Origin of the sequence: Motilimonas thetidivivens, from assembly GCF_046452435.1 — a bacterium.
In the GTDB taxonomy this organism is placed as follows: Bacteria; Pseudomonadota; Gammaproteobacteria; order Enterobacterales; family CBDFNC01; genus Motilimonas.
The window spans coordinates 1-13236 of sequence record NZ_JBKFDK010000039.1 but is presented as its reverse complement, the minus strand read 5'-3'; the positions used below and the strand labels follow the sequence as shown (position 1 = coordinate 13236).

Here is a 13236-nt window from a genome sequence, read left to right as displayed (position 1 = left end):
ATAGCAGCGCCCCCTACAAAGACTATAAAATTTACAAAGAAAATGGTGAAGAAGCGAAAATGGACTGCCTTTTGGGCGCTTTGCCAAGCACTATGTATCAGAAAGAGAGCTTTATTGTAATAGCGACGCCAAAACAAGGCCATAAAAGCAGCACGGCAAGAATCAGCACAACCGTCTTAAAAAAGGACGAGATAGCTACCCCTATTGGTACTATTCCCGTTGATGTAATTCAATATGAAACGGAGGAAGGAAGAGAGTTAATATTCTTTAATGAAAAGTATGGTGCAGTTGCAAATATAACCTATAGAAACTATCAATGGTTAACTGAACAAAAACTGATTGAAAAACACTCTAAAAGGTTCCTAAATGGAAGAGGTGAATTACTCATCTCTATCAGAATTATAGATTATTTTGAGGAGGCAGCTAGAGCCATTCAGCTCACGGAAGTAGAAGAAAAAGTTTCTGCACTGTTTCAAGCGACCAAGGAAACAGGAATAACGGCTGATAACCTGTCCATTGGGAGTAATTATTTCTTATCCCTTTGGCCATTATTCTCACTTAGAGACTACCTTATAGGTGAGCCAGCCGCCTTATCCTTTTTCACTCACTATCAGGACGAACTGAAAAACATTGGGATTAGCGACTATCCCGGTATCACAGTCAAAGGAAGCCATGGCTATTTTATTAAAGACGAGCAAGATTTACTGGCCCCGATGGCAAATGAAATGGATAAAAGAATCAAAACAGATGTAACTAACAACAAGGAATGCGCAGTACTGCTAGCACCAACGGAAGAATTAACAATAACACCAGTGAAAGACATCAAAGTGCCCAGCCATATTTACGAAGTACAGTGGCAAGACTGTAGCAGAAAGGTTGAAGTCAAGGATAAAGCTAGATGGTTCCTAGGATAAAACCGATACACATTGCCCTTCGGCGCTCTGCCTTCAAAGGGGGATATAACGGTATGGCATAAAGCAAAGTGTATGTCGCCAGGGTGACTGTCACGATAACACTCCGACAGTGCGATTTTCGGAAGTTTTAAAGCTGAGTGGATGCCAAGTCTGGTTATCAATCATTTACCGTGGGTGTTTAGTCGATTAATAGGTACATTGCAGAGTATTTTATCGGCTCAGGCCGCACTAGTTTCACTAGGGGTTATCACCTCAGAGGGCTGAAGCGGAATACTTCAACTTATAACGAGGTGGTCAATTTTTGCTGCCCACTACACCCACATCATAACTTAGGCGACAAATATAGTAATATATCTAGCTTTCTTACCTTCTAGCCCATTCGTTATAATGAGCGCAGAATGCATTAAATTGTTCAGGGGTATGGTTTCGGGCATGATTTACAATGAGTTCAGCCATCGCTTGAGCATGTTCCCTTTTATCAGTTGAGTATTTCACTTCTGATTCAAGTTGATGAATGCGGTTGGCCGTTTTTACATCTGTATTATTATAACCACACTCCGCATATCCAAGGCGCAAGTACTCAGGCCAATAAGAAATATCGCTCCCGTGCTCCTTTTTGCCAAAAGCAGGGAGAGTTAGCCCCTCCTTAGAGAAATACCCTACCGCTCTGGACTTAACATCAATGCAGAATTGTACCCTTTCATTGACAGACATAGATGCTAATTCTGCCTTCAGCTCATTGACCTGCGAATTATTTGGTTGGTCGGTTTCTTTTCCCTGCTTATTTAATTGGGTCCGCAGATAATGACTAAATTTAGGTGAAAAAAAGTGCTGGCATTTGTCAATTAGGACCTCTGCACCAAATATTTGTTGCTGGTAAGCAATTATATTATCGCTATGCTGATACACAAGCTGGCCTTGCTCTGCATCCCCCTGCCAACGTAAAACAATCGTTGGCATTGTTTCCGGTGGATTTATTGTGGTTTGAAGTGTCTGGAGCTCAGGTAGCCTTATTTCCACTGGTGTGTTACCAGCATAATCCACTTCAATATGCGTATCACTATTGACAGAAATTTTTCCAAGGTTTACCCATGTGGAGAGTGTTTTCAGAGCAGCAAATGTCTGCCTCATCTCAATCCCTGCAAGAGTAAGTGAGGTTGTTAAATTTTTATCAAATTTAATTATTTCTGTTCGATCCTTGACGCCAACAGAGGTTGACTTTACTCGTTTTTCCATTGTGAAAGATTCGCTATCACGAATATATATATAGGTGGTGATATTATCAGGAGCAAACACAGCCTTAGTAACCTTGAGTTGCTCATCTAAATGAAGAGTTAGTTTATCTCCAGGGTAATACTTACCAAGGGCAAGTTCTTGTTGATCTCCCTCCAATAACCTTAGTAATTCTGGGCGAGGGATGTTGTTTTCATGAAATATTTTACCTAATGTGTCGCCAGCCTCAAATACATGTTCCAGTACCTTTGGAGCTCTCCCTGCTTCACTATGCTCGGCAGCTCCACTGTGGCCAACGAATACACAATGAGTAAGCAGTAATCCAATAAAGCTGGTGATCTGTTTTTTCATATTCCGCTTTCCTCGGTGTGGTTATGACTTATCATGATGTTTATTTGATGTTCTGGATAGATAACATCGTGGTTGTGCCGATCTATCAATCGATATTGGAAACTCTAATGTAATAGTGGAATAAATTCTGCAAAATAGGTCATATAAATATCAATTTATTGCTGGTGGAAAATGTTGCTGTCAGAGCAACTGCATCGTTAAGCCGATATTCAGGGAACCTTACGACTCAAACCAGATGGCTGAAATGAGATTTCAATTTTACAAATATCTCTGCACTTTAGAGTAGGCCAGCATTGCTGGAACAGAGATGGCAAGGGTAAACAGCTTACCTTGCCCTAATTCACAACATGCTGTGCTAGTTTCCTTGTATCGAAACGGTAGAGGAAATGGACGAGCGGTTACTTTAGTATATCAACACAGCCTTGTGATAACCTATCAGCTAAACTTGCCGTCTATTGAGCGCTTATCTGAGCTTCTGGGATATAGATTAGACTGCTTTGCTAATTAGCGTGACAGAATATCAACGATTTCACGGGTATTTTTAATTACCTTAATGGTGTCGTTATCTATGTCTATCCACTCGTATTTATCATTTTTATTGCCCGGGCGTTTGTGGCCAAAACGGTAGATATCCCAGTCTAGGATGTCGCCTCTGCGCAGTTTTTTCTTCCAACCTGGTGGTAGCTCACCGCCTCGGTCTACTTTCTTTTCAAGGCCGGGTGGTAAGGTTTTCTCATGCTTATCATTTTTAGCATGAGCTGGTCCGATCAAGGCAAAGCTGGTCAGTACAGCTCCGACACAAAGCCATTTTAATTTTGTGTTAGTGAATGACATAGAGATCCCGAGGTAAGGTTAATGGTAATAACTAAGTTTAACAGTTCTTTTCTGATCCGACATAGGCGCTTTCCCTTATAGGATATATCACCAGAAGCTTGAGCTATCAGTATTTTCCGTTAACATGGAACGAATCCATCGATTGATGATTGTTGACAATGAGGTTTGCTTCATGAGATTCGTTCTGGCTTATAGCCGTTATCTGTTTTTATTCTGCTGTTTCATTCTTGCGCCATTGCACGCGCAGATTATTACTAGCCCCAATGACGACCGAGGTTATAAGGTCATCACCTTAGACAACCAGCTTGAAGTGTTATTAGTCTCAGATCCCAGTGCTAAGAATAGCGCAGCGACCATCGCGGTGCCGGTGGGAAGCATGCACAACCCAGATTCTCAGCTTGGTTTGGCCCATTACCTTGAACACATGCTGTTTCTTGGCTCGGAGCGTTATCCAGAGATCAATGATTACAGTAAGTTTATGCGCTTAAATGGGGGCTACACCAATGCCTACACCGCCCAAGACCGCACGGTTTATGGCTTTGAGGTTAACGATAAAGTATATCCCGAAGCCTTAGACCGTTTAGGTGATGTGATGCGCGCGCCGCTACTGGATGAGCATTATGCCGACAAAGAGCGCAGCACGGTTAATGCCGAGCAGCAAACCTACAAAGGCCATGATGGACGCAAATTATACACCTTAGAGATGTATACCCTGAATCCTGAGCATCCTATGTCGCGTTTTAGCACGGGTGATTTAGAAACATTAAAAGACAAGCCCGGCAGCAAATTACAAGACGAGCTAGTGGCTTTCTTCAATGCTTACTACAGCGCCAATTTAATGAAGGCGGTGTTATATGGGCCGCGTGATTTGGCCAGCCAAGAGCAACTGGCTAAGCAGTATCTAGCCCAGATCCCTAATCGCAATGCCACCACGCCAGAGATTTTAGCGCCTTTAGTCACCGAAAAAGAGCTAGCCATCGAAGCCAGTTTGAAACCTAGCTCAGATATCAAGGTGCTGAAAATGAGCTTTGTCATGCCAAGCTTCGCCGAGTTTTATCCTTACAAACCGGGCATTTTTGTATCACGCATTCTAGGCTCAGATCGCAGCGGCACTTTGTCGGATTACTTGCAACAAGCAGGTTTAATTGAGTCGTTAATGGCGGGCTTTGATGCTAACTACAGTCCGAATGACAGCAGTGTGACACTGCAGTTCCAGCTCACCGAAGCGGGCATAAAACAGCAAGATAAAATCATTGCCGCGGCTTTTGCGTATATTGAATTAATTAAACAAACGGGTGTGACCCAAGCGCAATATCAAGCCCTTGAGCAAAGTCTTAACAACAGTTTTGCTTATTTACCGAAAAAGGGCGGCTTTAGTTATAGCATGGTGCTGGTGGCCAATATGCTGGAACTCCCCACCGAGGAGGTTATCTTTGCGCCGTACCGCCTTGATGGTTTTAACCCTGAGCTAGTTAAGCAAGTACTTACTTATTTAACGCCAGAAAGAGTGCGCTTGTTTGTGGCTCACCCAGGTGTGGTGGGTGACAAGGTGCTGTATTCCTACGGTGATAGTTACCGTGTTGCGCCGATTGCCGAAAGCCGGATCAAACTATGGCAACAGCAGCTACCTGAGCTAAGCAAAGCCATGCATTTACCCGAAGGTAATCGCTGGCTACCCGAAGATAAATCCATTGTTAAAGCTGAGCATCAGCAACAAGCGGTTGAGTTGGTAAAACAGCCGGGCTTATCTTTATGGTTTAAGCAAAGTGAATACTTCCAAGAGCCAAAAGGCAGCATCGCCGTTGAGCTGAATAACGATTTATTAGATCGCAGCGCGCAGCAACGTATCACGGGTGCGATATTAAATGAAATTCTGGCTAAGCAGCTAGTGGGCTTAAGTTATGAAGCTGGTGAAGCGAATTTATCCCTATCTGTTGGCACGGGTAATGGCTTGTTGTTTGCCACGGGTGGCTTTAATGATAAGCAAAGTGAGTTAATGCTTACCTTATTAGATACGGTAAAAGCGGCTAAATTTAACCAACAAGAGCTGGATCTGGCTAAGGTTGAAATCCGTCGCCTGATCGAAAATAAACTCAAAGACCAAAGTATGTCACTGGCGTTTGCCGAGTTTCGTAATCTGGTGCGGTTGCCCTCTTGGTCAGACCAAGCCTTACTAACGGCGTTAGATAAGGTGACCTTAGCGCAGTTAAACCAATTGCGTGATGACATGTTTAGCCAAAGCGCAGTGCGTATCTTGGTGACGGGTAACTTTAGCAGTGAGCAAGCCATTGCCCTGCAGCAGCAGGTGGTGAAGCGTGCGCCAGTCGCCAAGCAAGACTTTTACCAGCTTAAGCGCATAACGCCTAAGCCAAAACAGCGCTTAACTTGGTCATTGGCGAGTGAAATGGGTGATGCGGCCTTGGCGCAAATCTTTGTTTCGACAAAAGCGGGTGAAGCGGGGCAAGTGCAGGCTGAGTTACTCAATAAGATAGCTTACTCGGATTTTTATGATTTAATCCGCACCCAAGAGCAGTTGTCTTATTCGCCGTTTACCTTGAGTTTTCCGGTCGATGATTATGCCGCTTTAGGTCTGTTTACCCAAAGTCCAGAGCAAGGGCCAAAGCACTTAAAGCAGCGCTATGATTACTTTGTGCAGCAATTTGCGAAAAAGCTGGCGGATTTTGATCAGCAAGAATTTGCTAAGATAAAACAAGCGCATATTGCCAACTACCAGAAAAAGCCAAGTAATTTAGACGAAGAGTTTGGTTACATTCATGGCCAATGGAATGAGCAAAAAGCCGATTTAAATACCAAGGCTAAACGCATTGCCTTGATTGAGCAAACCAGTTTGCAACAAGTGCAAGACTTATATAAAAGCATGGTATTAGGATCGGAAAATGAGCAGTTTTTAATTCAAGTGAAAGGCAGTCAGTTTGTTGATGCGCCACTCGCCGAATTAAAAGGTGCCAGCAAAATATCTGATTTAGCCACTTGGCAACAAAGCCGTCAGGCTAAGTAGCCAAACCCTGCAAACAAATAAGGCGCTCATCGAGCGCCTTATTTTATCGAGTTGCTGAAGCTGGTTAAGCCGCGATAGCGCGCTCAATCAGATCTTTTAAGTAGTCGCTAAATTGATGGCCGTGATTGGCGAGCATTTGCGGGAACATAGACGTCTTGGTCATACCCGGGAAGGTATTTATCTCATTGAGTAAAATTTCACCTTCAGTGGTTAAGAAAAAGTCGATGCGCGATAAGTGCTTCAACTTCATGCCTTTAAAGGCCGCAATCGCATAAGCTTGCATCTGCGCAATTTGCTCAGCAGTTAGATTTTGCGCCTCAACTTGAGTCAAAGAGTGGCTATCGGCCGCGTACTTTTCTTCATAGGTGTAAAAGGTGTTGTCTGGGCAAATGATTTCACTTGGCACTGTAGCGATCACTTCACCTTGATATTCATAAGCGGCGATTTCTAGCTCGCGCGCTTTTACTGCTTTTTCGACCAACACATAGTTTGAGTAAGTAAAGGCTTCTGCTAATTTTGCTGCTATGTCTGCCTTGTCGCGCACTAAATAACAACCTACAGAAGAGCCCTGTGAAGCGGCCTTAATAAATACGCTGCCCCAATTATCAAATGCTTGGCTTACTTGCGCTAAGGTTGCGTCACTGAATTCACTGATAAATAAAGATGGCGTGTTAGGGATGGCGAGGGCGTCAAACCACATTTTCGAGCTGACTTTGTTAAAGCACAAGGTGTTCGCTTCGGGACCACAGCCCATATAAGGCAACTTGATCATTTCAAAATAGGATTGAATGGTGCCGGTTTCGCCTGGGTAACCGTGAATGCAAGGAATGGCAAAATCAATGAAATGACTGCGGGGTTGAGCTGCTGAGACAGTGGTCAAATGCTTTTGCATATCCAGTTGGCAAACTTGCTGCTCACTATCAAGCCATTGGCCTGTTTTGCTAATGGTAATGCGATGTAAATTAAAGTGCTCGTGTTGTGATAGTTGCTGCGCAATAAAATCGGCAGAACGTAATGACACTTCATGCTCGGCACTTTCGCCACCACAAAGCAGCAGAATGTTAAATTTTTTCATGTGTATTTCCCCTATCACAACGTCTGGTGCTGGATTCTACCTGCCGATATAAGCGCTGGCTAGTGCTGGACATACAGGTCTGCCCAAGGTGTGATGACAATAGGGTAAGTTTGTTAGGAGAAAACGTGGTTTTGCGGTAAATTTAAGCGTATTGCAAAGGATGAATTAAATGGCAACACGCTGGACCCAGCCCACAGCTTATTTGTTATCGGTCACTATGTTACTGATGACTTTGGCTGCCTCCAGTTCAGTGTCCCTAAGCGGTAATGGCCAATTAGTTTGTGCCCAAGCGGGCTTTTATAGTGTTAGCGTTGCCGAGGATGGTTCAACCCAAGCAAGTCGCTATTGTGCCATGTGTTTGGTGGCTAATTTTGTTTTTAGTTATTTTCCTCAGCTCACTTTCGGTAAGAGGTTGGCTGCCTCTTATCTGCCGCGGCAACATTTGGCTGTGTTGTCGCTTGCTGTCCCGTCATTATTTATTAAACCCCTAACCAGAGCTCCGCCGCGCTGGCTCAATACGGAAAATTGAGTGCCGGTGAGGGTGGCCCCCTTGCCGGTTGTGATCATCTTCTTAGTTCTGCTTCTCTCTCCGCGATTTACACTACCTTTATTGTCATATCTCATTAGATAAGTCGGTTTAAAATAGACCTTACTTGGTGCAAATTATACAATGGCAGCATGAATGAGCCTGTGAGACTCCCTCTCACTTGAGGCCGAATGTATTGTTGATGGAGATGAACTAGGATGCACTGTCACCGCGTGAATGAAGTAATTGAATTATTACAACCTTACTGGCTAAAAAATGCCGAATTAAGCTTAGTTGAAGTATTAGCCAAGTTGGCGAAAGAGGCAGGCCATGAGGGTGAGTTAAGTCAGGTGCCTGATGACTTGATTATTTATCATCTAAAAATGTTAGAAACACCGGCGGGTGAGATGATCCCTGGGATCAAAAAAGATTGTGAAGATGACTTTAAAACAGCCCTGCTAAAGGCTCGCGGCCTAGTAAAATAAGCATCGAAATTGAGACAGCGAAGGACAGCCCAAAAAATAATAACTATCTGTCCTAATTGTGAGCAAATGTGTGGCAAATGAGGGAAGAGCGATGGACCGGAAGATAGATGTCAAAGACGTCACCGAAACCAAAAAGGCTGGGCGAAAAAACAGCAAGGCCAGTGTCGACCGATTTGATCCTAGCAGCACGATTTATGTGCGCAGCGTTCAAGGGGTTTATCAGCGGCTACGCAAATTTATGGGCTGGTTTTTACTCCTGCTTTTTATTGCGCTGCCTCTGATACCATGGAATGGCCATCAAGCGGTTTTACTGGATATTGAGCATAACCGTTATCATATCTTTAACCTGACTATTTTCCCTCAAGACCTCACCTTACTGGCGTGGATATTTATTATTGCCGCCTTTGCCTTGTTCTTTTTCACCACCTATTTAGGCCGCGTATGGTGTGGGTATACCTGCCCACAGACGGTTTGGACCTTTATTTTTATTTGGTTTGAAGAGTTTTTTGAAGGTAAAGCCAATAAGCGTAAAAAGCTGGATGAGTCGCCATGGGATGCCAATAAGCTGTGGCGAAAGACGGCAAAACACGCGAGCTGGTGGGTGGTTTCTTTGTTAACGGGTCTAGCCTTTGCCAGCTATTTTGTCCCCGTTAAAGAGCTGTATGTTTCATTCTTTACCTTGAGCTCAAGTTTTGCACTGACCTTCTGGGTGCTGTTTTTTGCTACCTGTACCTACATTAATGCAGGCTGGATGCGCGCCATCGTTTGTACTCACATGTGTCCGTATGCGCGTTTTCAATCTTCGATGTTTGATAAAGACACCTTTATTGTTGGTTATGATGCTAAACGCGGTGAAAACCGTGGCCCTCGTTCACGTAAGGCCGATCCTAAAGAGCTAGGTTTAGGCGACTGTATTGACTGTGACTTGTGTGTGCAAGTGTGTCCTACCGGCATCGATATCCGCGATGGTTTGCAATATGAATGTATTAACTGTGGTGCGTGTATTGATGCTTGTGATCAAACCATGGAGCGCATGGGCTACGAAAAAGGGCTGATTTCTTATACCACGGAGCACAAGCTAAAAGGTGAGAAAACGGACGTTATTCGACCTAAAATTATCGGTTACGGCGTGGTGCTGACCATTATGTGCTGCTTATTTGTATGGAACCTAGTGACCATCAAATCCATTGGCTTTGATGTGCTGCGTGACCGCAATGCACTCTATCGCATGACCGATGAAGGGCTAGTAGAGAACGCTTACACCTTTAAGATTATCAACAAAACCATGCAACCACAGCAATACTCGTTAGCTGTGTCTGGTTTGCCTACCCCTGTTTGGTCAGGCCCAACTGAAATATCGGTTGCGCCGGGGGAGGTGTTTACTCAGCCAATCAGTATCGCAGTGGATCCGTATGAGCTGGAAAAATCGATTCAGGAGATTAAGTTTACTATCCAAGATATAGACGGTGATGAGTTTATCGAGCAAGAAAGCCGCTTCTTTAGTGAGGGGCGTTAATGACGGCCAGTGAGGATTTTGCTTATTCCAGCCTGTCGCCTGATTTGGTATTGGATGCCATCGAAGCCGTTGGCATCTACCCTGAATCTGGCTTGCTTGCCCTTAACTCTTATGAAAATCGAGTGTACCAATTTCGTGGTGAAGGGGGTGAGCGATATGTGGTTAAGTTTTATCGGCCGCAGCGTTGGACGGCTCAGCAAATTCAAGAAGAGCATGATTTTAGTTTTGAGTTAGCCGAGCAAGAGATCCCTGTCGTGGCACCGCTGCGCTTTAATGGCCAAAGTTTACTCAGCCATCAAGGCTTTTATTATGCTATTTTCCCCAGTGCGGGTGGACGTCAGTTTGAGGTCGACAGCTTAGATCAGCTTGAATGGGTTGGCCGCTTTTTGGGGCGAGCGCATCAATTAGCCAAAGCTAAGCCTTTTAGTCATCGGCCTAGTATCGATCTAGCCAGCTATTTACATGAGCCCAGAGCGGTATTAAAGCAGTCTGGGTTTGTGCCAGATTATCTTGAAAATGCGTTTTTCACCGTATTAGATCAAGTGATCTTAGCTTGTGAAGCGCAATATCGGCCTCAGCATTTATTGCGTTTACATGGCGACTGCCATCCGGGCAATATCCTCTGGCGCGACGAGCCCATTTTTGTCGACTTAGATGATTGTCGCATGGGGCCTGCCATCCAAGACTTGTGGATGTTATTGTCTGGCTCGCGCCAAGAGCAGCAACTGCAATTGGACGTGATACTTGAAGGCTATAACGAGTTCTGTGATTTTAACCACGATGAATTATCGTTAATAGAGCCGCTGCGCGCTATGCGAATGGTACATTATATGGCATGGTTGGCAAAACGTTGGCAAGACCCGGCATTTCCCCATAACTTTCCTTGGTTTAACACGCCGCGCTATTGGGAAGAGCAAGTCTTGGCACTGAAAGAGCAATTGGCACAATTGGCTGAGCCACCGCTTAGCTTAATGCCGCAATATTAATATCTATCACGGATGATTTGATAAGGAAGCACAATGAAAAAATACCTATTGATGTTGGCAGCAATAATCATGCTGCCTATGAGCGCACACGCTGCCAAATATGAAGCAGGTACACACTACGAAATAGTCAAAGAAGTGGGTACGAAACAGCCTGAAGTCATCGAGTTTTTCTCATACTTTTGCCCGCATTGTTATAAGTTCACGCCATTTATGGAGCAAATCAAAGAACGCGCACCAGAAGGGGTGAAATTTAAGAAGAACCATGTTGAATTTTTAGGTAAGGAAATGGGCCCAGAAATGGCGCGCGCTTTTGCCGCAGCTGAATTGCTAAAAGTGGAGCCTGAATTAACCAACGCTATGTTTGCTGCTATTCACGACCAACGTCGCCCAATGACCAATCGCGATGATATTAAAGCCGTATTTGCCGAAGTGGGTGTTGATGGCGCTAAGTTTGATTCAGCGGCGAACAGCTTTCCAGTCAATGGCATGCTCAAGCAAATGCAACGTAACGCTGAAACCTTTAAAATCCGCGCTACACCTGCGGTTGTAGTCAACGGGAAATACCTGATTAACGCTGGCTCAGTACGCAGTATCGACGAGTACTCCGCATTGCTTAACTACTTGTTAACCCAAGTAGAGAAATAATCACAGCCCGCCTTGAGGCCAGTTAAAAAGAGCAAGACGCACAGTAGGCTGGCCGCTGTGCGTTTTTTGTTGCAAAAATGTTCTTAATCACCCCAGCAACTTCGCTAGCTCTCTCTTTACATGCGCTAACGCCAATCATAATGATGGGTTCTGTTTATTTACACAGGTGTAATGGGTTTTTATTGATTCTGCCTGTTTTTGGCACGGTAAATAAATTGCGAAAGTCTCGCTTTGTTCACATCGGTTTTTTAATCCATTGATATATAATCATAAAAAAAAATCAGCACACCGATTTACGGGGGCCAAATTAGGTCACGGTAATTTTTAGTCTCGGTTTGTTTACCTCTGGGATCAGAGTTAGCCGTCGATTAGTGTAGTTAAGGTGTTGATAAGTAATTGTTTTAACTGGATGGGCCTAGGCGGTAGCGTGTGGGTTTACCAAGAAAACCGTATAATACAATATGGCTTAAGGAGTATTTAGCATTGAATAAATACCAGATATCGACTGTTGTTGTGTCAGTTTTTGCTTCTATCTATTGGTTTACTTACGCTTGGCGTGGTCTTGTACCTAATCAAAATGGTAGCTTTGAGTTAGATACTTTCTTGCTATACTCGGCTTTAGTTGTTCCGTTTATACTTTTTGCAATCTGGAGCAAAAAATTAAAATCATACTTGCCATCTCTAAATTCCCTGATTGTGCTGGCTATATCTGTTGCTTTTATGAGTTGGTCAAATGGGAATGGCTTTGAAATTATCTACATAATTCCCTTTCAGGTAATAAGCTTAATATCCTATGTGTTATTAACTAAAGTTTATAGTCTACTACGAAAAAAGCCATAGCAAGGCATTTAAAAGTAACAAAAACAGTGGGTTACGTTTCGCTTCGCTACACATTTTAACCCACTATTTTTGTCCGATTAATGCGGGTTAGTGCGTCAAGCGAAGCTTGATGCATCTTGCAGGGTGCAAGTCCCTGTCGGGTAAGGTTTAACTCACCACCTGTATCGAGTGTTGCGTCTATGGCGGAGCTGATTTTTTTTCTCAGCGAACAAGATAGGTGAAGCGTACACAGAGAATTAAGTAGGCCACAGGGGATGCGTGTCCCTGAAGTGCTGAGATCGCTCCGATAAATACAGTCTGACTGACGAGGTTTGTAACGCCACTGAAGTCCAAGCAAAGCAACCGTAATGAGTGAGGTTGTGGCGAGTCAGCGGAGTTATTAAGCCGTGGCATGTTTAAAGAGATGCATCAGGAACTTGAGAGAGCCAAAGGCGTTCCGCAAGGACGCGGTAGGGAAACTAAGCCAAAAGCAAGGCCAACGATGACCCTTTGGCAGTCAGACCAGCTCGTAGTAGTCTGAGACGGGAAAGCCGATCACATGGCGAAGGGGTTAACAGTTATATCACGTGTTTAGCAGACACATAGGCCGGACAATGTAGGGCTGGACTCACTATGACAACCGAACTAAACGCGATCACATTTAAATCACAGCGCCACCCCAAACACAGGTTTCAGAACTTATACGGATTACTAAGGGAAGATTGCCTGTATCAAAGTTGGGGGCAGCTCAATAAACAAGCCGCCGCCGGTATTGATGGCATCACCATGCCCGCTTATCAGCAGCAACTTGTTGGCAACATAACTCGACTGAA

10 protein-coding genes and 1 pseudogene are annotated in these 13236 nt (G+C 44.2%); 8 read left to right on the top strand and 3 right to left on the bottom strand.

Annotated features, from left to right (window positions below; translation table 11 throughout):
- A partial coding sequence (locus tag ACK8OT_RS18840) for a hypothetical protein (RefSeq protein WP_410198051.1) occupies window positions 1-914 on the top strand: 914 nt, incomplete at its 5' end.
- 363 nt (window positions 915-1277) lie between these two features.
- On the opposite strand, the gene ACK8OT_RS18835 is transcribed toward ACK8OT_RS18840, so the two are convergent.
- Complete coding sequence (locus tag ACK8OT_RS18835; RefSeq protein WP_410198050.1) at window positions 1278-2498, bottom strand: hypothetical protein; 1221 nt, start codon at window positions 2496-2498, stop codon at window positions 1278-1280.
- A 504-nt stretch (window positions 2499-3002) separates the two neighbouring features.
- Window positions 3003-3332 (bottom strand): hypothetical protein, encoded by a 330-nt coding sequence (locus ACK8OT_RS18830; protein ID WP_410198049.1) that lies wholly within the window; start codon window positions 3330-3332, stop codon window positions 3003-3005.
- A 172-nt stretch (window positions 3333-3504) separates the two neighbouring features.
- Between ACK8OT_RS18830 and ACK8OT_RS18825 the strand changes: the two genes are divergently transcribed.
- Window positions 3505-6351, top strand: a complete 2847-nt coding sequence (locus ACK8OT_RS18825; RefSeq protein WP_410198048.1) for an insulinase family protein — start codon at window positions 3505-3507, stop codon at window positions 6349-6351.
- 64 nt (window positions 6352-6415) lie between these two features.
- Here ACK8OT_RS18825 and ACK8OT_RS18820 read toward each other — a convergent pair whose 3' ends face one another.
- Window positions 6416-7426: a D-alanine--D-alanine ligase gene (locus ACK8OT_RS18820; RefSeq protein WP_410198047.1), complete on the bottom strand. Its 1011-nt coding sequence runs from the start codon at window positions 7424-7426 to the stop codon at window positions 6416-6418.
- Window positions 7427-7595: 169 nt separating this feature from the next.
- Between ACK8OT_RS18820 and ACK8OT_RS18815 the strand changes: the two genes are divergently transcribed.
- From ACK8OT_RS18815 to ACK8OT_RS18790, 6 genes and pseudogenes are all read left to right on the top strand, one after another.
- Entirely contained in the window at window positions 7596-7955 is a 360-nt protein-coding gene (locus ACK8OT_RS18815; protein ID WP_410198046.1) for a hypothetical protein, read from the top strand.
- A 215-nt stretch (window positions 7956-8170) separates the two neighbouring features.
- Entirely contained in the window at window positions 8171-8437 is a 267-nt protein-coding gene (locus ACK8OT_RS18810) for a YihD family protein (protein WP_410198045.1), read from the top strand.
- Between the two features lie 91 nt (window positions 8438-8528).
- Window positions 8529-9953, top strand: coding sequence for a cytochrome c oxidase accessory protein CcoG (gene ccoG, locus ACK8OT_RS18805; protein ID WP_410198044.1), 1425 nt, complete (start codon window positions 8529-8531; stop codon window positions 9951-9953).
- On the top strand, window positions 9953-10939 hold the full coding sequence (locus ACK8OT_RS18800) for a serine/threonine protein kinase (protein WP_410198043.1): 987 nt from the start codon (window positions 9953-9955) through the stop codon (window positions 10937-10939). The genes ccoG and ACK8OT_RS18800 overlap by 1 nt, the downstream gene beginning before the upstream one ends.
- 33 nt (window positions 10940-10972) lie before the next feature.
- Complete coding sequence (locus ACK8OT_RS18795) at window positions 10973-11584, top strand: thiol:disulfide interchange protein DsbA/DsbL (protein WP_410198042.1); 612 nt, start codon at window positions 10973-10975, stop codon at window positions 11582-11584.
- Between the two features lie 1452 nt (window positions 11585-13036).
- Window positions 13037-13236: pseudogene (locus ACK8OT_RS18790) on the top strand (hypothetical protein); the annotation flags it as partial.